This window comes from Marinobacter litoralis (assembly GCF_016427555.1).
Lineage (GTDB): Bacteria > Pseudomonadota > Gammaproteobacteria > Pseudomonadales > Oleiphilaceae > Marinobacter > Marinobacter litoralis_A.
The window spans coordinates 269,642-292,114 of sequence record NZ_JAELVS010000002.1 but is presented as its reverse complement, the minus strand read 5'-3'; the positions used below and the strand labels follow the sequence as shown (position 1 = coordinate 292,114).

21 protein-coding genes and 1 tRNA gene are annotated in these 22,473 nt (G+C 53.9%); 2 read left to right on the top strand and 20 right to left on the bottom strand.

What is annotated here, in order from left to right; all coding sequences use genetic code 11:
- Positions 1-17: 17 nt before the first annotated feature.
- The 13 genes from nadA to aspS all read right to left on the bottom strand — a co-directional run bounded on the left by nadA (position 18) and on the right by aspS (position 11,096).
- On the bottom strand, positions 18-1,082 hold the full coding sequence (gene nadA, locus JAO79_RS08965) for a quinolinate synthase NadA (RefSeq protein WP_199006915.1): 1,065 nt from the start codon (positions 1,080-1,082) through the stop codon (positions 18-20).
- Between the two features lie 153 nt (positions 1,083-1,235).
- A tRNA-Lys gene (locus JAO79_RS08960) sits at positions 1,236-1,311 on the bottom strand.
- Positions 1,312-1,429: 118 nt separating this feature from the next.
- Positions 1,430-2,194: a tol-pal system protein YbgF gene (gene ybgF / locus JAO79_RS08955; RefSeq protein WP_199006914.1), complete on the bottom strand. Its 765-nt coding sequence runs from the start codon at positions 2,192-2,194 to the stop codon at positions 1,430-1,432.
- A 25-nt stretch (positions 2,195-2,219) separates the two neighbouring features.
- The gene (gene pal / locus JAO79_RS08950; protein WP_199006913.1) at positions 2,220-2,795 is read right to left on the bottom strand and encodes a peptidoglycan-associated lipoprotein Pal; all 576 of its coding nucleotides are present in this window, start codon (positions 2,793-2,795) and stop codon (positions 2,220-2,222) included.
- Positions 2,796-2,843: 48 nt separating this feature from the next.
- Positions 2,844-4,100 carry a Tol-Pal system beta propeller repeat protein TolB gene (gene tolB, locus JAO79_RS08945; RefSeq protein ID WP_265091658.1) on the bottom strand — a complete coding sequence of 419 codons (1,257 nt, stop codon included), beginning with the start codon at positions 4,098-4,100 and terminating at the stop codon, positions 2,844-2,846.
- Positions 4,101-4,180: 80 nt separating this feature from the next.
- The gene (gene tolA, locus JAO79_RS08940) at positions 4,181-5,161 is read right to left on the bottom strand and encodes a cell envelope integrity protein TolA (RefSeq protein ID WP_199007145.1); all 981 of its coding nucleotides are present in this window, start codon (positions 5,159-5,161) and stop codon (positions 4,181-4,183) included.
- Between the two features lie 75 nt (positions 5,162-5,236).
- Positions 5,237-5,683 (bottom strand): protein TolR, encoded by a 447-nt coding sequence (gene tolR, locus JAO79_RS08935; protein ID WP_199006911.1) that lies wholly within the window; start codon positions 5,681-5,683, stop codon positions 5,237-5,239.
- Positions 5,684-5,714: 31 nt separating this feature from the next.
- Entirely contained in the window at positions 5,715-6,404 is a 690-nt protein-coding gene (tolQ, locus tag JAO79_RS08930; protein ID WP_199006910.1) for a protein TolQ, read from the bottom strand.
- Positions 6,405-6,439: 35 nt separating this feature from the next.
- On the bottom strand, positions 6,440-6,865 hold the full coding sequence (ybgC, locus tag JAO79_RS08925; RefSeq protein WP_199006909.1) for a tol-pal system-associated acyl-CoA thioesterase: 426 nt from the start codon (positions 6,863-6,865) through the stop codon (positions 6,440-6,442).
- The gene (gene ruvB / locus JAO79_RS08920) at positions 6,858-7,889 is read right to left on the bottom strand and encodes a Holliday junction branch migration DNA helicase RuvB (RefSeq protein WP_199006908.1); all 1,032 of its coding nucleotides are present in this window, start codon (positions 7,887-7,889) and stop codon (positions 6,858-6,860) included. The genes ybgC and ruvB overlap by 8 nt, the downstream gene beginning before the upstream one ends.
- Positions 7,890-8,032: 143 nt before the next feature.
- On the bottom strand, positions 8,033-8,662 hold the full coding sequence (ruvA, locus tag JAO79_RS08915) for a Holliday junction branch migration protein RuvA (protein WP_199006907.1): 630 nt from the start codon (positions 8,660-8,662) through the stop codon (positions 8,033-8,035).
- A 33-nt stretch (positions 8,663-8,695) separates the two neighbouring features.
- Positions 8,696-9,223 (bottom strand): crossover junction endodeoxyribonuclease RuvC, encoded by a 528-nt coding sequence (ruvC, locus tag JAO79_RS08910; protein ID WP_199006906.1) that lies wholly within the window; start codon positions 9,221-9,223, stop codon positions 8,696-8,698.
- A 73-nt stretch (positions 9,224-9,296) separates the two neighbouring features.
- The gene (gene aspS, locus JAO79_RS08905; RefSeq protein ID WP_199006905.1) at positions 9,297-11,096 is read right to left on the bottom strand and encodes an aspartate--tRNA ligase; all 1,800 of its coding nucleotides are present in this window, start codon (positions 11,094-11,096) and stop codon (positions 9,297-9,299) included.
- A 333-nt stretch (positions 11,097-11,429) separates the two neighbouring features.
- On the opposite strand from aspS, the gene fabR reads away from it, so the two are divergent.
- A complete protein-coding gene (fabR, locus tag JAO79_RS08900) occupies positions 11,430-12,056 on the top strand; it encodes an HTH-type transcriptional repressor FabR (RefSeq protein WP_199006904.1) in 627 nt (208 codons plus the stop codon).
- Here fabR and JAO79_RS08895 read toward each other — a convergent pair whose 3' ends face one another.
- The 7 genes from JAO79_RS08895 to guaB form a co-directional block, all read right to left on the bottom strand.
- Positions 12,057-12,479, bottom strand: a complete 423-nt coding sequence (locus JAO79_RS08895; RefSeq protein ID WP_199006903.1) for an HIT domain-containing protein — start codon at positions 12,477-12,479, stop codon at positions 12,057-12,059.
- Positions 12,480-12,493: 14 nt separating this feature from the next.
- On the bottom strand, positions 12,494-13,840 hold the full coding sequence (locus JAO79_RS08890) for a UDP-glucose dehydrogenase family protein (RefSeq protein ID WP_199006902.1): 1,347 nt from the start codon (positions 13,838-13,840) through the stop codon (positions 12,494-12,496).
- 32 nt (positions 13,841-13,872) lie between these two features.
- A complete protein-coding gene (galE, locus tag JAO79_RS08885) occupies positions 13,873-14,862 on the bottom strand; it encodes a UDP-glucose 4-epimerase GalE (RefSeq protein WP_199006901.1) in 990 nt (329 codons plus the stop codon).
- Positions 14,863-14,868: 6 nt separating this feature from the next.
- Positions 14,869-15,372 (bottom strand): tRNA adenosine(34) deaminase TadA, encoded by a 504-nt coding sequence (gene tadA, locus JAO79_RS08880; RefSeq protein ID WP_199006900.1) that lies wholly within the window; start codon positions 15,370-15,372, stop codon positions 14,869-14,871.
- A 114-nt stretch (positions 15,373-15,486) separates the two neighbouring features.
- Positions 15,487-17,550, bottom strand: coding sequence for a bifunctional diguanylate cyclase/phosphodiesterase (locus tag JAO79_RS08875; protein WP_199006899.1), 2,064 nt, complete (start codon positions 17,548-17,550; stop codon positions 15,487-15,489).
- A 165-nt stretch (positions 17,551-17,715) separates the two neighbouring features.
- Positions 17,716-19,293, bottom strand: coding sequence for a glutamine-hydrolyzing GMP synthase (gene guaA / locus JAO79_RS08870; RefSeq protein ID WP_199006898.1), 1,578 nt, complete (start codon positions 19,291-19,293; stop codon positions 17,716-17,718).
- Between the two features lie 65 nt (positions 19,294-19,358).
- Positions 19,359-20,822, bottom strand: a complete 1,464-nt coding sequence (gene guaB, locus JAO79_RS08865) for an IMP dehydrogenase (protein ID WP_199007144.1) — start codon at positions 20,820-20,822, stop codon at positions 19,359-19,361.
- 214 nt (positions 20,823-21,036) lie between these two features.
- Here guaB and xseA point away from each other — a divergent pair, with 214 nt between their 5' ends.
- Positions 21,037-22,386, top strand: coding sequence for an exodeoxyribonuclease VII large subunit (gene xseA, locus JAO79_RS08860; RefSeq protein WP_199006897.1), 1,350 nt, complete (start codon positions 21,037-21,039; stop codon positions 22,384-22,386).
- Positions 22,387-22,473 lie beyond the last annotated feature (87 nt).

The following is a 22,473-nucleotide window of genomic DNA, read 5'->3' as shown; positions in this document are numbered from 1 at the left end:
CGGGCCTGTCATCACCATCAGGAGGCGTTACCAGCCGCCTTCAGGTTCATACCCGCCGTGAAATCCAACATGCGCTTGAGAGGGCGCAAGGCGTCTTCACGAAGGGTTGGGTCAACGTGCACTTCCTGATCGCCGGTTTCCAGCACATGAAGCAGGTTCTCCAAACCGTTCATCGCCATCCACGGGCACTGCGCACAACTACGGCACGTAGCGCCGTTCCCGGCGGTCGGAGCTTCGATCAGCGTTTTATTGGGCGCTAGCTGCTGCATCTTGTAGAAGATGCCGTTATCGGTAGCCACAATGAACTCCTCATTGGGCATGCTTTGCACGGCATGAATCAACTGAGACGTTGAGCCTACCACATCGGCCATTTCGACGACCGCGTCAGGGGATTCCGGATGCACCAGAACGGCAGCATTCGGATACAGCGCCTTGAGATCTTCAAGCCCTCTCGACTTGAACTCTTCGTGCACAATGCACGAACCGTCCCACAAGAGCACATCAGCGCCGGTTGTTTTCTGGACGTAGTGGCCCAAGTGCTTATCGGGTGCCCAAAGGATTTTTTCTCCTCTGGCATCCAGATCTTCAACTATCGCCTGTGCGCAGCTTGAGGTAACTACCCAGTCTGCCCTCGCCTTAACGGCCGCAGAGGTGTTGGCATACACCACCACGGTTCGGTCAGGGTGCTGATCACAGAAATCTGAAAACTCGTCTGCCGGACAGCCAACGTCAAGCGAACAGGTCGCTTCAAGCGTTGGCATCAGCACGCGTTTTTCAGGGTTCAAAATCTTTGCTGTTTCGCCCATAAACCGAACACCCGCCACAACCACAGTGGTGGCTGAATGCTGGTTGCCGAAACGCGCCATTTCCAAAGAGTCAGCCACACAGCCGCCTGTCTCTTCAGCCAATCGCTGAATATCAGGGTCGGTGTAGTAATGAGCAACCAGCACAGCATCTTTGTCTAAAAGTACCTGTTTAATGCGGGCCTCAAGCTCGGCTTTCTCGCTAGTGCTGAGAGGCTTAGGCTCAGCGGCATGAGCCAGGTGTTCCTGAACAAGGATACGGTCTTGCGCTCGTGTCATTGATGGATCTCTGCGTTGAACGTTACAGGCCGAGTATATCACTTCCCCATTTGAATTGAGGACAGCGAGACATCTCCCCAAAAACTGCAGGCAAAAAAAAAGAGCCCGAAGGCTCTTTTTTCGAGCAAAACCACTACTCCGGCTTTGCTATGTTGGTGGGTCGTGATGGATTCGAACCATCGACCAATTGGTTAAAAGCCAACTGCTCTACCAACTGAGCTAACGACCCAATGGAGACGCGTATATTAATGATATTTTTTTGCTGATCAACCCCTTTTTTCAGGGTTTTTTAATTTTTTTCAGATACTGACCAAACAGCGACCAACTTGGTGGTTATGCGAACAATTTCACCCTTCACCAAGAAATTTTCGCGCGAGATCTGCCGCACTGGAGTCGGGATAATGATCCAGCACCATTTGCATACGACGTTTTGCTTCGCCTTTTTCACCCAGTTTATCGAGCGTAACGCCTAACTTGTAGACCGCATCCGCCGCTTTTCGATGATCATCGTAACGGGTAGCAACAATCGTGAAGGCTTGCTTGGCTTGTTCAAGCTGCGGCTTGGCCAGATACACTTCGCCCAGCCAATAATAGGCATTGACCGTCAGGTCGCCCTCCGGGTACTTATCAACGAATTCGTACAGTTGCGTAATGGCCTCGTCATAGGCCTTTTCGTTCCGAATCAGATCGATAATCTTATTGTAGGTTTTCCGCTCTTCCTCATCCGGGGAACGATAATTACGAACTTCCGGTTTGGCCGATGAAGACGCGGCACTGCCTGTTTCCCCGCGGGAAGACGATGCTTTCTCCTCCAGCGTTTTCGACAAATCGAGTATCCGCTGATCGAGATCTACGTAACGGTCCCTCCCCTGTTGCTGCAATTTGCGAATTTCATACTGCTGCTCTTCCACCTTTCCCTGAAGCCGACGCACATCGCCTTGGAGCTGCTGAATCATATAGAACAACTCGGCAGTTGCCTGGCTATTACCAGCGTTCCGCTGGGCTTCTGAGGCAGCATTTTGGTATGCAGGCGTAGACGACTGTGCAAAAACAGCTCCCGCCAGACCGAAGCCTAGCGGGATGAGCACGGCCGCCATGAGTGTATGTCTCATGGGTCAGTCCGTTTATTAACGTTAATTACTTGAAAATCAGCTCAACGCGACGGTTCTGAGCGTAAGCACTTTCGCTGGAGCCCCGAACCACCGGTTTCTCTTCACCATAGCTTACGGTTTCAATCTGGCCACGTGAAGCACCGTTCACAACCAGGAAACGCTCAACGGCTTTCGCACGACGCTCACCCAGCGCCAGGTTGTATTCCTTGCTGCCACGCTCATCTGCGTGACCTTCCAGACGAACCTGCTGGCGCGGGTTACTGGACAGGAAGCGAGCGTGAGTCACCAGAGCGTTCCGAGCTTCTTGCTTGATCTCGGAGGTGTCGAAATCGAAGTAAAAGGTGGTGATGTTACGCAAGGCTTCCTGCTCTGCTTTCGCACGGGCCTCGGCGCGCTCTTCCTCGCTCAGAACCGAAGAGGAAACACCTTCACCGTCTTCTCCACCGTAAACGGTAGAGCCGCCTTCCTGATCAATCGCGGCGACATCTGAGCCGGAGTCGTATCCACCATCTTCCATGGTGTCACCGGTCGAGCTACAGCCCGCAACCAGGCCAAAAGACAGCAACATGGCAAATGCTTTGTTTTGTGCAGACAGTTTCATAACTACTTTCCTTCTTTAAGTGACATTTACTTTATTAGCTTTCAGGGGTTAGCGAGTAATCGGACCCCACGCAGGCTCTCTCACTTCTCCCTCAGACGCTGGCAAGCTATAGGCTGCGCCGCCATCAGCGGAAACCACAGTAAGCACGCCTTTACCGCCCTGCTCATTGGCATAGATCAGCATGCGGCCATTGGGCGACACACTGGGAGATTCATCTGTCCCGGTCCGAGTGACTATAAACTCCTCGTCGGTTTTCAGATTGCGACGCGCAATGTGGAACGACCGGTCCCGCTGATGCACGTAATATAGGAATTCGCCTTTGGAATCCGGACGTGCGCGCGCGTTGTAACGACTACCAAAGGTAATCCTCCGCGCTTCAGCACCCGGGCGCTCCATGTAATAAATCTGCGGGCCACCTGAGCGGTCCGAGGTAAAAAACACGCCCTTTCCATTATGGTCCCAGGCCGCTTCAGTATCGATCGCCCAATGGTTCGTCAGTTTAGTGATCTTGCCACTGGCCAGATTTTTCTCGTAAACCTCTGCATTGCCATCTTTCGAAAGGGTCATTAGCAGCGACTGACCATCCGGCGACCAAGCAGGAGCAGAATTCAAACCCGGAAAATCAGCCGCCTTAGTCCGCTTGCCGGTCGCCAACTCGTGGATGTAGATAACCGGCTTGCCTGTCTCGAACGACACGTAAGCCAGCTTTTTGCCATCGGGGGACCAGGCTGGAGACAAAATGGGCTCAGCACTTTCCAAACGCACTTTCGAACGCTGGCCATCAATATCACTGACATGCAGGCGGTAAACGCTGTTTTTACCCGTGCCGGATAGCGTTACGTAGGCCAACTTGGTGGAAAACGCACCGGGCTCGCCGGTAATCGCTTCGTAGACTCGATCACTGATGTGATGCGCCAATGAGCGCACATTACCCGACGGTGCCGCAGCCGTCGCGCCCAGGATCCGCTGCTCCCGATTCACATCAAAAAGCTCGTAACGTGCCTCAACCCGACCGCCATTGTTCGACAACTGGCCAACCAATACATATCGCTGACCCAGCATCCGCCAGTCTCGGAAGTACACTTCCGAACGCTCAGATGGAAGGCTCAGCATTTTCGAAGGATCTAACGGCTTGAACTCGCCACTCATCGTTAAGTCGGCTTGCACGATGCTGCTGACCTTGTCACCAGCTGGCATGGCGCCACTCTCTGCGAATGGAACAACCGCCACCGGAATAGCGGAGTTTGCGCCCTCAGTGATTCGAATCAGCAACTCTGCACGGGCACTCGATGCAACAAAACACATAACCAGCAACCAGCCAATCGCGGTTAGATGTCGTTTTGCCAGTCCATGTCTCGAATTATTGCTCTTATGCATGTTTTGCCTCACCGCCACCGTTTGGGGTTGAATTCAATCGTAAATTGCCGGAAATATCGTTCAAACGTATCCCTGTCGCCCGGCACCGGGTATCGATTCAAAGACCGCACAGCGCTCAGTGCCGAGTTATCGAACGCGGTATTACCACTGCTGCTGACCAAACTGACACTTTGCAATTCGCCGGTCGGCAGTAACGTAATTTGCAGTCGCGCTACCATGTTTTCAGTGGCCGAAGCCGGCGGATACCAAGCCTGAGCCAACCGGTCACGGATCAGCGCCTGATACTTCTCGCTGTCGGTCAGCATTTGCGCTTCCCGGGCCCGGGCTGCTGCCGCCTCACGTTTGCGACGCGCTTCGCTTTCGCGGGCTTTCTCAGCTTCTTCTGCCAGCGCATTGAGCTGTTGCTCTCTCAACTTGCGCTCGGCTTCCTTACGCTTTCGTTCTGCTTCTTTGCGGGCCTGCTCTTCTTTGCGCTTACGCTCAGCCTCTTCCTTCCGGCGCTGTTCTTCCTGCCGCTTTTTCTCTTCTTCGGCTTTGCGCTTTGCTTCTTCCTTACGTTTTCGTTCCTGCTCAGCCTTCTGGCGTTCACGTTCTTTGGCTTCAGCTTCCGCCTTTTTCCTGGCAGCTTCTTTGGCGCGTGCCTGTTGCTCGGCTTTTTCGCGAGCCTTGGCTTCTTGCTCTTTGCGCTGCTGTTCTAGCTTTCGTGCTTTTTCCTGCGCAGCTTTTTCAGCGGCTTTTTTTTCAGCCTCACGCTGAGCTTGTTTACGTTCTTCCTCTGCCTTCTTGCGCTGTTGCTCTGCCGCTTGTTCGCGCTTCCGAGCCTCATCCCGCTGATCTTCTTCATCCACCACCGGGCTCGGCTTCGGTTCCGGGCTAATCAATCTAGCCGAGATACTGCGCGGCTCAGGTTCCTGAACAGGGCTGGACCACGACCAACCAGCCAACGCCACCACAACAATCAACAGGTGCAAACCAAGAGACATCGCCACAGGCGATTTCAATGAGGTGCTGTCTTTATTTACGGTTTCCCGTTCGTGACCCTTCACAACAATCCTGCCATCCGATTAAGGCTGATTTTGGGGTGCATCGGTGATCAGGCCGATACCAGAGGCACCCGCCGCCTGAAGCTCTGCCATCAAGCGCACAACCACGCCATAATCGACAAACTCGTCTCCGCGAACCAGCACCTCGCTGTTAGCGCGCTGAGACAAGATTTTCGAAACCTGTGCCCGCACCTTTTCCAGCGACATAGGTTCGCTGCTGTCATCGCCTACTTCCAGGTAATAAGCGCCATTACTGTCAACAGAAACGGTAATGGTTTCTACGTCTTTGTCCTGAGTGATCGGGTCAGACGTTGTTTCCGGCAAATCTACCTTCACGCCTTGGGTGAGCATGGGTGCAGTTACCATAAAGATCACAAGCAGAACCAGCATGACGTCAATGTACGGCACCACGTTAATTTCCGACATCGACTTGCGCGGTTCACGAGACATCATCCCCATGCCTTTCATCGGTCTAGCCTCCCCTTACCGTCAAAAACCATTACGAGCCGGCCTTTTCAGAGTTGTGAACCCGACGATGGAGAATGCTGGAGAACTCGTCTGCAAAGGTTTCATAGTTCTTCAGCAGCGCATCAGACATGGTCGAGAACCGGTTGTAGGCGATAACAGCGGGGATCGCTGCGAACAAGCCCATTGCTGTCGCAATCAATGCTTCCGAGATACCTGGAGCAACGGTGGCCAAAGTAGCCTGTTGCACCTGAGCCAGCCCGCGGAAAGAGTTCATGATGCCCCATACGGTGCCGAACAAACCTACATAAGGGCTGGTAGAACCCACCGTCGCGAGAAATGGCAGGTGCAGATCCAGGCGTTCATGCTCTCGGGAAAAGGCAACACGCATCGCACGCTGGGTGCCTTCCATAACGGCATCTGCATCACGACTTTGTTGGCGAAGTCTGGAAAACTCTTTGAAGCCTGCCCGAAACAGCGATTCCATACCCGAATTCGGCGTAGGGTTAGCATTGACATCTTTGTACAGCTGACCGAGATCCATGCCAGACCAGAAGCGCTCTTCAAACGCCAACTGGGCCTGTTTCGCCTGGCGATACACCTTCACCCTTTGAAAGATCAGCGCCCAAGACACCACAGAAGCCAAAACCAGCAACAGCATGACAAGCTGCACCAGAAGCCCTGCGTTCGCAATCAGATGCCAGACTGATAGTTCGGATCCCACTGTACACTCCCAAAAGTTTCTATGTTTTCAGCTAATTAAAGCACGTTCTTTAGAATCACACTCATATTTTCTGGCAAACGCCGTGGCTTGCCGGTATCCAGAGCAACGCAAGCCACCCTCACCTCAGCCTCGCACAACAAGACGCGGCTATCGGCCTTCAAAACCTGCTGGCGAAAGGTCATCCATACCCGGGATGACGCAATCGGTTCCGCGGTTACCAACAGTTGATCGTCCAGCCTGGCCGGCGCTGCGTAGTGCAATGACATTTTCTGCACCACGTAACTGACGTTTTGCTCGAGCCCGGCCCGCAATTCCACACCCTGACTGCGAACCCATTCCGTGCGTGCCCGCTCCATGTAGTGAAGGTACTTGGCATGAAACACAATGCCGCCGGCGTCGGTGTCTTCTATATAAACCCGAATCGGCAACTCCAGAACAGGGGCTCTAGCCTTCTCACTCAAAACTACTATTCTCTTTTTCGGAGTTGGGCGGCACCACGCCGAAATGCTGGTAGGCACTCGATGTGACCATACGCCCTCTTTGTGTCCGCACCATGTACCCTTGCTGAATCAAAAACGGCTCAAGCACGTCTTCAATGGTGCCTCTCTCTTCACTGATCGCTGCCGCCAGACTTTCTACACCGACCGGGCCGCCATCAAACTTCTCGATCATGGCTAACAGCAGCCGGCGATCCATGTGGTCGAAGCCTTGGCTATCCACCTTCAACATATTCAACGCCTGATCAGCAATCTCGGCGGTAATCCGGCCGTCTGACCGCACTTCGGCGAAATCGCGCACCCGGCGCAACAAACGGTTGGCAATTCTCGGAGTGCCACGAGAACGGCGAGCGATTTCAAAAGCGCCGCCATCATCAAGGGTTACCGAAGACAATCGGGCTGACCGGGAAATAATGTGAGTCAAATCGGCGTTATTGTAGAACTCAAGGCGTTGAACAATGCCAAAACGGTCCCGCAACGGCGATGTGAGCAATCCAGCTCGCGTTGTGGCTCCAACCAGCGTAAACGGCGGCAAATCCAGCTTGATTGAACGTGCAGCCGGACCTTCGCCAATCATGATGTCCAGCTGATAGTCTTCCATTGCCGGATACAAGACCTCTTCAACGGCTGCACTGAGGCGATGGATTTCATCGATGAAGAGAACGTCGCCTTCTTCAAGGTTGGTCAACATCGCGGCCAGGTCACCTGCTTTTTCAAGCACCGGCCCCGAAGTGGTTTTGATGGCAACACCCATCTCATTGGCAATGATATTTGCCAATGTGGTCTTTCCAAGGCCTGGCGGGCCAAATATCAAGGTGTGATCCAAAGCTTCCTGACGGGCCCTCGCAGCAGAGATAAAGATCTCCATTTGCTCGCGCACCGTCGGCTGACCAACGTACTCAGACAACAGCGTCGGGCGGATGGCGCGATCATGCACCTCTTCATATTCTCCGGCTTTGGCCGTTATCAGTCGGTCCGATTCAATCATGGCATTATCCGCTTACTGGGAATATACAACGTGCCTGCTGGTCGCCCTTGGCAATAACTGCCCTAATTGTACAAAGGGCACGGGCTGAGTCACGTTAAGCTCTATACACATTAGTGTCATCATACGACACAAAAAAGCCGGGCTTACCCGGCTGGAATCATGTTTCTCAGTGCAAGCCTGATCAACTGCTCGCTGTTCATATCCGGCTCAGCCACCCTGCTGATGGCTTTCGCGGCTTCCTGGGGCTTATAACCTAGTGCAATCAGTGCGGCTTCCGCCTCTTCTCTGGGGTCAGACCCCGCTGCGGGTCCGCTACTGGCCGCCCCGGCTGCCAATTGTTCCGGCGCCGAGGGCACAAACTGGCCTTCCAGCTGCTTGATTCGATCAGCCATATCAATCAGCAAACGCTCGGCAGTTTTCTTGCCTACGCCGGGCAGCTTCACCAACGCATTGACATCCCGAGCTTCCACACACTGAATAAACTGCTGCGCATCCAGCCCCGACAATATGCCAATGGCCATTTTAGGCCCCACGCCGTTCACCTTAATCAGCAATCTAAACAGATTACGATCAAGCAAAGAAGCAAAGCCAAACAGGCTTTGTGCGTCTTCACGCACAGCAAAATGGGTATGGAGCGTCACCTCGTGGCCGGTTTCCGGCAGGTGAAAGAACGTGGTGTAGGGAATATCGACTTCATAGCCAAGCCCGGCACATTCCACCAGCGCCTGACCCGGCGTCTTCTCAACCAGCAAACCTCGAATACGACCTATCAAAGCCCGTCTCCTTTGGCTTTCATCAATCTTTGTTTATTGTCGGCGGGCGCGGCCGCCTCGAACTTTGCCGCCAACACCGGCAAGCTTTAATGTACTTTGATTCATATGGGCATGACACAGCGCTATGGCGAGTGCATCCGCCGCATCTTCCTGGGGCCTGCGGGACAATCCCAACAATGCCTGAACCATATGCTGCACCTGTGATTTATCGGCACCTCCGGTGCCCACCACAGCCTGCTTCACCTGCCTTGCCGAGTACTCATGAACGGCCAGCCCACTGTTAGCCGCGCTGACGATTGCCGCTCCTCTGGCTTGCCCTAACTTCAGTGCAGAGTCAGGGTTACGAGCCATGAACACTTGCTCGATGGCAAATTCTTCCGGACGGTACTCACCAATCAACAACGCAAGACTTTGAAAAATGGTCTGTAAACGCTCGGCCATAGGCTTCTGCCCAACCCGAATACAGCCACTGTCGAGATACTCGGTTTGGCGACCTTCCACGCGGATGATGCCGTAACCGGTAATTCTGGAACCGGGGTCTACACCCAGAATGATTGGCATCCGCCTACCTTCAATTCCGTCAGAGGATCACCAAAACAAAGAGGCGGCCGAAGCCGCCTCTCGTCGCTTCCACTTACGCTTTGTCTTCAGCTTTACCGCCATCAGCGGCTTTGGCTGACCGGCGCAAGCGGATGTGCAGCTCTTTCAATTGCTTCTCGTCTACTTCCCCTGGCGCCTGAGTCATCAAGCAAGTGGCGCTCTGGGTTTTCGGGAACGCGATTACGTCACGGATAGACGCTGAGCCGGTCATCAACATCACCAGTCGATCCAGACCAAAGGCCAGACCGCCGTGCGGCGGGCAACCGAACTTCAGTGCATCCAGCAAGAAGCCAAACTTCGCACGGGCTTCTTCCTCACCGATACCCAGAATGCGGAATACCGTGTCTTGCATCGCGCCGTCGTGGATACGGATGGAACCACCGCCCAGCTCAGTGCCATTCAACACCATATCGTAGGCACGGGAAAGAGCATTCGCCGGGTCAGCTGCCAGCTCTTCCGGTGTGCACGATGGTGCGGTGAACGGGTGATGGATGGCAGTCAGGCCGCCGTCGGAGGTTTCCTCGAACATCGGGAAATCAACCACCCACATCGGAGCCCATTCGCAGGTCAGCATGTTCAGATCGTGGCCCACCTTAATGCGCAGCGCGCCCAAGGCTTCGTTCACAACGGTGGTTTTGTCTGCACCGAAGAATACGATATCGCCATCTTCCGCACCTACGCGCTCCATAATCGCCATGGCAACGTCGTCACCCAGGAACTTAACGATCGGAGACTGCAAGCCCTCAACGCCCTTGGCCAACTCGTTAACCTTGATGTAAGCCAGACCTTTGGCACCGTAGATACCCACGAACTTGGTGTACTCGTCAATCTGCTTACGGCTCAGCTCGCCACCTTTCGGTACACGCAGCGCGGCAACACGGCCCTTTGGATCTTTTGCGGGGCCGGCGAAAACTTTGAAGTCAACGCTCTCAACCAGATCGTTCACGTCCTGCAGTTCCAGCGGGATACGCAGATCCGGCTTGTCGCTGCCGTAGCGCTGCATCGCTTCTGCGTATGGCATGCGCGGGAATTCAGGAAGCTCCACGTCCAGCACGTCTTTGAACAGAGCGCGGATCATGTCTTCGTTCAGGTTCATCAGGCTTTCTTCATCGACGAAAGAAGCCTCGATGTCTACCTGAGTAAATTCCGGCTGACGGTCTGCACGAAGGTCTTCGTCACGGAAGCACTTGGCGATCTGGTAGTAACGATCAACACCCGACACCATCAACATCTGCTTGAACAGCTGCGGGGACTGAGGCAATGCGAAGAAGGAACCATCGTGAGTACGGCTAGGTACCAAGTAGTCGCGGGCACCTTCCGGCGTTGCACGGGTCAGGATGGGCGTTTCCACATCCATAAAGCCCCGGCTGTCCAGGAAGTTGCGAATGTAACTGGTTACCCGAGAACGGAAACGCAGGCGGTTGATCATTTCCGGACGACGAAGGTCAACAAAACGGTAGCGCAGACGAACGTCTTCACCAACGTCGACGTGCTCATCCAGCGGGAACGGAGGCGTAGCGGCGGCATTCAGAATAACCAGATCTTTACCCAGCAGCTCGACCTGACCGGTAGGCATATTAGCGTTTTCAGTGCCGGCAGGGCGACGACGCACGCGACCGGTTACTTTGACAACGTATTCGCTGCGAACTTTTTCCGCCAGCGCAAAACTTTCTTCGGTATCCGGGTCAACAACGACCTGAGAAATACCATCCCGGTCCCGCAGATCCAGGAATATAACCCCACCGTGGTCACGGCGGCGATGTACCCATCCGCAGAGTGTAACTTCCTGATCAATGTGAGATTCGTTGATCCCACCGCAATAATGACTGCGCATACCGGTTCCCGTAGTTTCTGAATGTGTGCGTTAAATCGTTAAGTCTGGGCAAGCAGGTGGAGATGGCTTTCCGAAACCGTGCGTAGCCATGGATGGCGGAGCCGAGCGTACACGGACGTATTCACAGCGTGTTTCGGAAAGCCATCTCCACCTGCTTGCTTGCAACAAATCTTGGCCGCTGGAAATTTTTGCGACCTTACTGGAAAAGCCGCCCATTATAAACACAATGACGCTGAAAATCAGGCGTACAACAACGCATTTAAGCCACGCTGATGACTCTGTGTAGACAGGCGGCTAGAATGGCGGTCTTTAGCCGCAATTGGAGCAGCCGTTTTGGCCACCAGAGCAGAACAAAAACTTAAAACCCGGCGGGCATTGATGGACGCTGCCTTGGCCCAGCTAAGTGCAGACCGGGGCTTCGGCAGTTTGAGTTTGCGCGAAGTGGCCCGGGAAGCCGGCATCGCCCCCACCTCTTTTTATCGGCATTTTTCTGAACTGGACGAGCTAGGCTTGGCCCTTGTCGATGAAGGCGGCGTTGCCCTGCGACAACTGATGCGTCAGGCCCGAAAGCGGATTGTTCGAGACGGCAGCGCCATCTCGACTTCTGTGGACACCTTTATGGAGTATCTTGGCAACAACGCCAATTTGTTCCGTTTGATGTTGCGCGAACGCACCGGCGTCTCCAAACCGTTCCGCACTGCCGTAAGAGCTGAAATCGAGCACTTCGTCACCGAATTGGCCGCCGACCTGCGCCGTTTCGCCGAAGAACAAAACAAGCCCATCTCCGACGCCCGGATTGTCGCGGAAGCCATGGTCACTCTGGTATTCAATCAAGGCGCCGAAGCACTGGATGCCACACCCAAAGAGCGGGAAGAGCTTAAAGCAAAACTAAAAATTGAACTGCGGATGATACTGGTGGGGTCCCAAACCCTGGCTCAATGGCAACAGGGCCGGGAGTAGTCAAATAGAGGGTAACGCCAACAACTCGAGAACTGGCTGGAGCTTTTCAATGACAAGCTCCAGTTCTTCATCACTGTACGGAACAGGCGCCTGCGTACCCCAGACCGGCCCCGGCCATGCCGGATCGTCCTGAAACCGGACAATATGGTGAAGATGCAGTTGCGGCACCATATTACCCAGCGCCGCCACGTTCATCTTGTCACCCTCAAAGAGCTCCATCATTCCTTTGCTCAGTGCTGACGACTCTTTCAATAACTGCGCCTGCTGATCAGCGGTAAGCTGATAGATTTCCCGAATGCCACACACTGCCGGCACCAGAATAATCCATGGCCAGGTGCGATCGTTCATAAGCCGCACTTCGCACAGCGCCGAACGACCCAGGCTATGGGTGTCGGCGGCAAGTCGTTCGTGAAGCTCAAACATACAACACCCCCGGGTCAACCCGCTGAATGAAACTGATTTTGCCCGCGACCGATGGCGTAGTACGTCAAGCCGAAGCGCTCCAGCATTTCCGGCTCGTAGAGATTACGGCCGTCAAACACCGCAGGCTCTTTCAGGGCTCCCGAAATGGCATCAAAGTCCGGAGAACGGAATTCCTTCCACTCGGTGCAGATCACCAGCACATCCGCGCCTTTCAATGCCTGCTCTTTGGTGCCACACAAGGTGAGCCCGTCATGGTCGCCGTAAATGCGCTGTGTTTCGTTCATCGCTTCCGGATCAAAGGCCTGAACCTTCGCTCCCGCTTTCCACAAACTTTCCATCAAGGTTCTGGATGAAGCTTCACGCATGTCATCTGTGTTCGGTTTGAACGCCAAACCCCAGAGGGCGACTACTTTGCCTTCCAGATTCCCCTGGAAGTAGTGACTGATCTTGTCGAACAGCACATGCTTCTGAGCGTAATTGACCGCTTCAACCGCGTTCAACAGCTTGGCGTCGTAATCGCAATCACGAGCGGTTCGGGCCAGCGCCTGGACATCTTTCGGGAAACAGGAGCCGCCGTAGCCACAGCCGGGGTATATGAAGTGGTAGCCGATGCGGGGATCCGAACCAATTCCGCGACGGACGGCCTCAATATCGGCCCCCAACCGCTCCGCGAGATTCGACATCTCGTTCATGAAGCTGATTTTGGTCGCCAACATGGAGTTGGCGGCATACTTGGTCAATTCCGCTGATCGAATGTCCATGAAGATCATGCGATCCCGGTTTCGATTAAACGGGTAATAGACCTCACGAAGCAAGTCCGCCGCTTGCTCGCTATCAGTTCCAATCACAATGCGGTCCGGCTTCATGAAATCGTTAATGGCCGCACCTTCTTTCAGGAATTCAGGATTGGAGACAACATCGAACTCAAGCTCAAGCCCGCGCTTGTCCAGTTGAGCACGAACGGCCGCCTTCACCTTGTCACCAGTGCCTACGGGTACGGTGGACTTATCGACGACAACTTTGTATTCATCCATGTATTGGCCGATCGATTTTGCCACGGCCAGCACGTATTGGAGATCCGCCGAACCATCTTCATCCGGAGGCGTTCCAACCGCGATAAACTGCAAAGAACCGTGCTTGACGGCCTCCTCTACATTCGTGGTAAAGGACAAGCGACCGGCTTCATAGGTGTGCGCAACAATCGACTCCAGGCCCGGCTCATAGATCGGAATCTGTCCGTTCTTGAGCTTGCCAATCTTGCCCTCATCAACGTCCATGCACAGCACATCATGCCCGACATCTGCCAGGCAGGCACCTGTCACCAGACCGACATACCCCGTCCCGAAAATCGTAATCTTCATGAAGTCTTTCCCGAAACCAATAGATTAAAGCGTTATTTCGCTGATTTTTTCTGAAGCCAGATCTTTTCCCAAGCCAGCGCAGTGCGCACGATTGTGTTGAGATCATCGTAATCGGGCTGCCAACCTAACACTTCCTTGATTCTGGCATTATCGGCCATAAGCGCTGCCGGGTCGCCCGGGCGCCGGCCCGTAGTTTCAACCGGGAAATCAATTCCAGATTCTTCTTTGACTACATCGATCACTTCGTTAACCGTAAAGCCGCTGCCATAGCCACAGTTAAGCACCTGCGACTCACCGCCTTCTGCCATGTAACTCAGCGCCATCACGTGAGCTTTAGCCAAATCTTCTACGTGAATGTAGTCGCGAACACAGGTGCCATCACGGGTTTCGTAGTCTGTTCCGAAAACGCTCATGCCTTCTCGTTGGCCGGTCACACACTCACAAGCCACTTTGATAAGGTGAGTGGCTTCGGGTGTCGCCTGCCCCAGAAGACCATCCGGATTGGCGCCGGCAACGTTGAAGTAGCGCAAAACCACGTAATTGAGGCCGGAAGCGGCGGCCAGATCCATAATCATCCGCTCGCTCATCATTTTCGATGCGCCATAGGGATTGATCGGTGCCAGCGGCATATCCTCAGTCAGTACCGTCTGCTCAGGCATGCCATAGACCGCCGCTGTGGACGAAAACACCATGTAAGGTATTTTATGGCGCTCAATTGCCTTGAGCAGATTCAGAGTATTGCGTGTGTTATTGCTGTAGTACTTCAGCGGGTTGCTGACCGACTCGGGCACCACAATGTTCGCTGCAAAGTGCAAAACAGCCTCAAAGTCGTGAGCTGCGAACAACGCTTCGATCGCATCCTCATCGCAAAGATCGCCTACTACCAACTCACCCGCCGTCACCGCCCATCGGTATCCGGTGGACAGGTTATCAAACACCACGATGTCATGGCCTGCCGCGGCCAACTGACGGACAACGTGACTACCGATATAGCCGGCACCGCCGGTCACAAGTACTTTCACGTGGGATTACTCCTTCCCTGAATTTTGTTTGCGCTTCCGGCGTATTTCATCACGCCGGCGGCTGAAAAAATCGCTGATCATTTGACCGCATTCGTCCGCCAGAACCCCTCCAAGAGCGTCCACCTGCCAGTTAAGGAACGGCTCGTCCAATGTGCGCCGTGCGGATTCAACGGCCCCGGCCTTGGGCTCTTTCGCCCCATAAACAATGCGGCTAACACGGCTGTGCACTATCGCCCCCACGCACATGGTACAGGGCTCCAAAGTTACGTAAAGCGTTGCCCCGCTCAGCCGGTAATTACCAGCCCTTGCGGCCGCATCACGCAATGCGCGAACTTCCGCATGGGCCGTCGGGTCGCAGCCGGTGATAGGCGCATTATAGCCTACCCCCAACTCCCGACCATCACGAACGACCACAGCCCCTACGGGTACTTCATCTTTCGCAGCGGCATGAGCCGCCAGCGACAGCGCCCGCGCCATCCAGTATTCGTCATTGGCTTGTAAATCTGACATATAAAGAGGGTCGTCTGATAGGAACTTGAACCAGCGCGGTAGCAGGCAATCCGGAAGTTCGACAAAAATACCACTATTCAGCATCTTAACCAAACAAAGGAGCTTCGCCTTTGTTTAGCCGCCGGGTATACAAGTATCGACTAACCGGAAATCCATCAAATCATTCGCCGGAATCGGCTTACTGAAATGGTACCCCTGCGCCACATCACATCCCAGCTTATGCAAAAGATCAAGCTGATCGCCGGTTTCCACGCCCTCAGCAACCACCTGCAAGTTCAGACTATGGGCCATGGCAATCGTTGCCGTAACAAGGTCACGGTCTTCTTTAATGGTAGTGATACCCGCGACAAAACTCCGGTCAATTTTGAGGAGGTCAAAATCGTACTGCCGCAGATAACTTAATGATGAATACCCGGTTCCGAAGTCATCCATTGACAGCTTCACGCCTAAACCATGCAACCCTTTCAAAATATCATCGACGCACCCCTGGCCTATCAGCAACACGCCTTCGGTAATTTCGAACTCCAATCGATCTGGCGCGACGCCAGACGCATTGAGCGATGTTTTTACAAACTCGATAAAATCCGGGTCCCTGAACTGTCGAGGAGAAAGATTTACCGCCATCGTATAGTCTTGGCCATCGCCCCAACTTTTCAGACACGCCAATGACTGGGCGAGCACATACTTTCCAATCGGAACGATCAACCCTGTTTGTTCAGCAATGGGTATAAATTCATCCGGCGCGATAGTCCCCATCACCGAACTGTGCCATCGAAGCAAAGCCTCAGCACCCATAATTTGCCCGCTGCGCAAATTGATCTTAGGCTGGAAGCAAACCTCAAATTCGCCACGCTCTAGCGCGCCGTACAGCTGCTCTTCAATCTCCAAGCGGTGCAAAATCATGGCGTTCATTTGCTTCGTGAAAAACGAATAGGTGTTACGCCCCGCTTCTTTTGACTGATACATCGCCGCGTCAGCATTGCGCAATAAATCGGTGGCACACTCGCCGTTATCCGGAAATACGGCAACCCCAATACTGGTCGTCAGGATCAGCTCTCGACCATCAATCGTGAACGGTTCTCTGAATGCACCCAACAATTTCTCTACCGTGCCGACGGCATCAAAACTTTCAGCCAACGCCCCCAGCAACACGATAAATTCATCTCCCCCCAATCGCCCCACGGTATCCGAGTCCCGCACCACCGAACTCAGGCGATTGGCCGCTTCAACGAGAACCTTGTCACCTACCTCATGACCAAGCGAATCATTAATCTTTTTAAAATCATCAATATCAAGAAACACAACGGCCGCTTTCTCGCCACTGCGATCCATCTCTTTAACCATCTGCGATAGGCGATCAAGTGACAGGAGGCGATTGGGTATCGAAGTCAAAGAGTCGAAATAAGCCTGCTTTCGGATAAGCTCTGCGGCTTCGTGGGCCTCTGTAATATCGCGTGCGATAACGACGATCTGCTTCTGGCCAGACAAATGGCTGAGCCTCGCTTCAAAATAGATCCTGCCAATCGGTAGATCTAAATAATATTCAAGGCTCAGGACACCGCCTTCTGCTATTGCTTTTGCAATGGAAACCTTGAACTTGGCCGACACCTCTTCCGGCAGAAAATCGACCATATGTTTGCCAACGATTTTCTCATACTGCACGTAGAGCTTCTGACTATCCCCTGCGTGGCAGTCAATAATTCTCCCGTCTTCCGTCAACAAAAAAAACAGATCCGGGATAGACTGGAAAACGCTGTTCAGCAATTCGTCTTTTGAAACCGCCTGGCGCTGAGCTTTTTTTACATCGCCCAGGTAAACGTCGATGCAATACATTTCGTATTCATCGCTCGCATTCCGGAACATGACGTGACTTGAATAGACGCTTACATCCTCGCCATTTCTATTTCTCAGGGTAAGCTCGGAGGCGGGTATTTCAACACCGCTGATCACCCAGTTCCGGTGCGCCGTAACAACATCCTCGCGCATGTGTTCAGGAATGATCAATTCATCCAAGGTTCGCCCTACCGCCTCATCGGCGGTATAGCCGTAGAGTTTCTCGCTGCCTATATTCCAGTAAACAACTTTCAGCTCCTGATCGTATCCCTGGACAGAAATCGCATCGACCGTATCAAACAACTGGCGTACAGCATCCCTTGTATCCGCGTGATGATTTTCCATATCTCACTCTTTCTCTATCGCACGACTAACATTAGCTAAGCTTAGGAAAAACCGCAGAAATCACCAGTTTTTTCTTCACGATTGTGAAAAACCAAAAAGCCCACAACACGGTGGGCTTTTCAGTTACTTAGATTTCACTGTCCATTAGACTCGGGGGTGTACTTATCACTCCCACTCAATCGTCGCCGGGGGCTTGGATGAAACATCATAAGTCACCCGGGAAATGCCGCTGATCTCGTTAATAATTCGGTTGGAAACCGTTTCCAACAGCTCGTATGGCAAATGAGCCCAACGAGCGGTCATGAAGTCGATGGTTTCTACCGCACGCAGTGCCACAACCCACTCATAGCGACGCGCATCGCCGACCACACCCACGGATCTCACCGGCAAGAAAACTGCAAATGCCTGACTGGTTTTGTGGTACAAATCGGCACGATGAAGCTCTTCCAGGAAGATAGCATCGGCATGGCGCAGAATATCAGCGTACTCTTTTTTCACCTCGCCCAGAATCCGGACACCAAGACCCGGTCCCGGGAACGGATGGCGATACACCATGTCGTAAGGCAGACCCAGCTCAAGCCCGATTCGGCGAACTTCGTCCTTGAACAATTCACGCAAGGGCTCAACCAGCTTCAGCTTCATGGTTTCTGGCAAACCGCCTACGTTGTGATGCGACTTGATCACATGAGCCTTGCCGGTCTTGGAGGCCGCTGATTCGATCACATCTGGATAGATCGTGCCCTGAGCCAGCCAGTTCACGTCTTTGATCTTCGCGGCTTCCTCGTCGAATACCTCGATAAAGGTGTTACCGATGACTTTTCGCTTCTGCTCGGGATCGCTGACGCCCTTCAGCTTGGACAGGAAAAGATCTTCGGCATCCGCGCGAATGACCTTTACACCCATGCTGCTACCGAACATATCCATAACCTGGTCGCCCTCGTTCAGGCGCAGCAGGCCGTTATCAACGAACACGCAGGTCAGCTGATCACCAATAGCTTTGTGCAACAAAGCAGCCGTAACCGACGAATCAACACCGCCAGACAGGCCCAGCAGCACTTTATCGTTACCTACCTGCTCGCGAATCTGACGCACGGCATCGTCTACGATTTTGGCCGGGGTCCATAAAGCTTCGCACTCACAGATATTCAGAACAAAGTGCTCAAGAATCCGCTTGCCCTGCAGCGTATGAGTGACCTCCGGATGGAACTGAACGCCGAACAAATTGCGCGACAAGTCCTGCATTGCCGCAATCGGTGCGCTTTCGGTCGATGCGAGAAGTTCAAAGCCTTCAGGCATGGCAACTACTTTGTCGCCATGACTCATCCAAACATCCAGTAAAGAATCGCCGGCGGGTGTCAGGTGATCAGTTATGTCGTTCAGCAACGGCCCTTTTGCGCGCACTTTTACTTGTGCATAGCCAAATTCGCGCTTCTCCGAACTGGCAACCCGGCCGCCCAACTGCTCGGCCATGGTCTGCATGCCGTAGCAAATGCCGAGCACCGGAATACCTTTTTCGAACAGGCCCTCGGGCGCACGCGGCCCGCCCAGTTCGGTAACCGATTCAGGCCCACCGGCCAGAATGATGCCTTTGGGGTTGAAGTCGCTGAGTTCATCTTCGGTGATATCAAAGGCTTTCACCTCGCAGTACACGCCAATCTCCCGAACACGGCGAGCAATGAGTTGGGTGTACTGGGAGCCGAAATCGAGAATCAGGATACGGTGATCGTGAATGTTCTGAGCCATGGAGTCCTCGGGCTGAAAAGAAACAACACAGCCCGGAAACCGGGCTGTGTCAAATCAAGCAATAATTAACCGATGCGGTAGTTTGGAGCTTCTTTAGTGATGGTCACATCGTGCACGTGACTCTCACGCATACCCGCATTGGTAATACGGACAAATTCCGGTTTGGTGCGCATCTCGTCGATGTTCGCGCTGCCGGTATACCCCATCGAGGCACGCAAGCCGCCGATCAACTGGTGAATAATGTTGCGCATCGGGCCTTTGCAAGCAACGCGACCCTCAATACCTTCCGGCACCAGCTTTTCAATACCCTTGCTGGCATCCTGGAAATAGCGGTCACTGGAGCCTTGCCCCATAGCACCAAGAGAGCCCATGCCACGGTAGGCCTTATAGCTACGACCCTGGAACAATTCGATCTCGCCCGGCGCTTCGTCAGTACCCGCCAACAGGCTACCGATCATGACGCAGTTCGCGCCCGCTGCGACTGCTTTGGCGATGTCGCCGGAGAAACGTACACCACCATCCGCGATCAGCGGAACGCCGCGATCTTTCAGAGCAGCCGCAACATTGGACACCGCTGAAATCTGGGGAACACCAATACCCGCCACGATCCGCGTGGTACAGATTGAACCCGGGCCAATCCCAACTTTCACCGCATCGGCGCCGGCATCTGCCAGGGCAATGGCCGCGTCTGCAGTGGCGATGTTGCCGCCAATCACCTGCACCTGCGGATAGTTTTCTTTAACCCAGCGCACGCGATCGATAACGCCTTTCGAGTGGCCATGGGCGGTGTCTACTACAATCACATCAACGCCAGCTTCAACCAGCGCCTGTACACGGGCTTCTGTATCGCCACCGGTGCCAACCGCAGCACCTACCCGCAAGCGGCCCTGATCATCCTTACAAGCCATTGGGTAATCTTTGGCTTTCTGGATATCCTTTACGGTAATCAGGCCACGCAGCTCGTAGTTATCGTTAACAACCAGAATCTTCTCGATGCGGTGCTTGTGCAGAAGCTCTTTGACCTCAACCAGATCGGCACCCTCTTTCACGGTTACCAGATCTTCTTTTCTGGTCATGATATCCCGTACCGGTGTATCCATCCGGCTTTCAAAGCGGATGTCACGGCCAGTCACGATGCCAACCAGGTCATTGCCATCTACAACAGGCAGCCCTGAGATGTTGTTCGCCATGGTAATATCAACCAGCTCACGAACGGTGGTGTCCGGCGTTACAGTAATAGGGTCTTTAACGACACCGCTTTCGTGCTTCTTGACCCGGCGCACTTCTGCGGCCTGCTGCTCTACCGTCATGTTTTTATGCATGATACCGATACCGCCTTCCTGGGCCATCGCGACCGCCAGTTCAGCGTCAGTCACCGTATCCATGGCGGCAGAAATCAACGGAATATTCAGAGTAATCCCTTTGGTCAGCTGAGTTTTCAGGTCAACCTGATGGGGAAGCACTTCGGAAAATCCGGGCACAAGCAGAACGTCGTCAAACGTGAGGGCTTCTTCGGCAATACGCAGCATTTGGGTCCGCCTTTTGATCATGCTAAGTTGGGTGCTCCTGAGCCACACCAGACGCGGTGTGGCAGAGCGAAATCCTTAATCGATCTATTATAAAGTGGTGACAGAACACAGTAAACCACGGGGTTCTTACCATCAGGTTGCATCTTTCTGAATTTCCGTTATTTTTACCCGTCACCTTCTCGGCTATTGCGTATAAATTCCACGGAGCCCGACATTGACCCCCGCCTATCCGGACACCCGCCCCCACGCTCTGAGCGTCAGTGAACTGAACCGTCAGGCTCGTCGCCTGTTGGAAACCAGCTTTATGCAGGTATGGGTCGAAGGCGAAATTTCGGGGCTGTCGCGACCATCTTCCGGGCACTGGTATTTCTCGCTAAAAGACCAAAAATGCCAGATTCGCTGCGCTATGTTTCGAGGCGCCAACCAACGCATTCGCACCCTGCCCCGCGAAGGCGACCAAATTCGCATTCGCGGCAAGGTCACCCTCTACGAAAACCGGGGCGATTTCCAGATCATTGTCGAGCACATGGAACCGGCTGGCCTGGGCGCGCTGCAGCAAGCGTTCGAAGCACTTAAAGTAAAGCTTCAAGCAGAAGGCTTGTTTGAGCCAACCGGTAAAAAACCACTACCGCCGACGCCAAGACACATTGGCGTGATCACCTCGCCCACGGGCGCGGCAATTCACGACATCCTGACCGTACTTGCGCGACGCTGTCCTGCCATTCCCGTGACACTTTATCCAACTGCCGTTCAGGGCCAGGCGGCTACCGCTGAAATTGTCAACGCCATCGAGCGCGCGCAAAGGCACAATGTCGCAGATGTTCTGATCATCGGTCGGGGCGGTGGTTCTCTCGAAGATTTGTGGTGTTTCAATGAGGAAGCGGTAGCCAGGGCAATTGCCAACTGCCCTATCCCCACGGTCAGCGCTGTTGGTCACGAAGTTGATGTCACCATTGCCGACTTCGTTGCCGATTTGCGGGCTCCGACCCCGTCAGCCGCCGCCGAGAAAATCTCTCCGGACCAACAAGACTGGCTTCGCCGCCTGAATGAACAACAGGTGCGCTTGGGTCACTCGGCACAACGCTTGTTTAAACGACTGGAAAACCAACTGGGACACCTTAGCGCTCGCCTTCGGGACCCTCGCCGGGAACTGCAGGACAAAGCACAACGCATGGACGAGCTCGACATGCGCCTGAACAAGGCCATGCGGCAAAAAATGGAACACCAGTCGCTTGCAACCAGCCACCTGGCCCAGCGGCTGAAAACCCAATCTCCCCAGAAACTCCTCTTCAGCACACAAGAGCAAGTGGTCAGACTGAGTGAACGCATGCATGCGGCGATACAGCACAACCTGAGACTGCAACAAGACAAGCTCCAGCTGCAGGCGCAAACTCTGAATGTTGTCAGCCCCCTCGCCACGCTCGGCCGAGGTTACGCCATTGTCAAAAACGAATCCGGCGACATCGTCCGAAACGCAAACCAACTCTCAACAGGCGACACCATTCGCACCCAATTCGGCCAAGGGCATGTTTCGGCGAGCGTTACAGAGATTGAGCCACGGTAAACTAATCGCCCCTTACTACGCCTATGGTCTACTAGCTCAGCCCCTCAAAACTCCTACAGTTGACGGAACCAAACATAAAATAAAAAC

What these genes read in the sequence shown, in the direction of transcription:
- nadA (WP_199006915.1), bottom strand. Translation starts at nt 1,082, where the DNA reads ATGACACGAGCGCAAGACCGTATCCTTGTTCAGGAACACCTGGCTCAT.
- ybgF (WP_199006914.1), bottom strand. Translation starts at nt 2,194, where the DNA reads ATGAGACATACACTCATGGCGGCCGTGCTCATCCCGCTAGGCTTCGGT.
- pal (WP_199006913.1), bottom strand. Translation starts at nt 2,795, where the DNA reads ATGAAACTGTCTGCACAAAACAAAGCATTTGCCATGTTGCTGTCTTTT.
- tolB (WP_265091658.1), bottom strand. Translation starts at nt 4,100, where the DNA reads ATGTGTTTTGTTGCATCGAGTGCCCGTGCAGAGTTGCTGATTCGAATC.
- tolR (WP_199006911.1), bottom strand. Translation starts at nt 5,683, where the DNA reads ATGAAAGGCATGGGGATGATGTCTCGTGAACCGCGCAAGTCGATGTCG.
- ruvB (WP_199006908.1), bottom strand. Translation starts at nt 7,889, where the DNA reads ATGATTGAATCGGACCGACTGATAACGGCCAAAGCCGGAGAATATGAA.
- ruvC (WP_199006906.1), bottom strand. Translation starts at nt 9,223, where the DNA reads ATGCCAATCATTCTGGGTGTAGACCCCGGTTCCAGAATTACCGGTTAC.
- aspS (WP_199006905.1), bottom strand. Translation starts at nt 11,096, where the DNA reads ATGCGCAGTCATTATTGCGGTGGGATCAACGAATCTCACATTGATCAG.
- JAO79_RS08895 (WP_199006903.1), bottom strand. Translation starts at nt 12,479, where the DNA reads ATGTTTGAGCTTCACGAACGACTTGCCGCCGACACCCATAGCCTGGGT.
- JAO79_RS08890 (WP_199006902.1), bottom strand. Translation starts at nt 13,840, where the DNA reads ATGAAGATTACGATTTTCGGGACGGGGTATGTCGGTCTGGTGACAGGT.
- tadA (WP_199006900.1), bottom strand. Translation starts at nt 15,372, where the DNA reads ATGTCAGATTTACAAGCCAATGACGAATACTGGATGGCGCGGGCGCTG.
- JAO79_RS08875 (WP_199006899.1), bottom strand. Translation starts at nt 17,550, where the DNA reads ATGGAAAATCATCACGCGGATACAAGGGATGCTGTACGCCAGTTGTTT.
- guaA (WP_199006898.1), bottom strand. Translation starts at nt 19,293, where the DNA reads ATGGCTCAGAACATTCACGATCACCGTATCCTGATTCTCGATTTCGGC.
- guaB (WP_199007144.1), bottom strand. Translation starts at nt 20,822, where the DNA reads ATGCTGCGTATTGCCGAAGAAGCCCTCACGTTTGACGACGTTCTGCTT.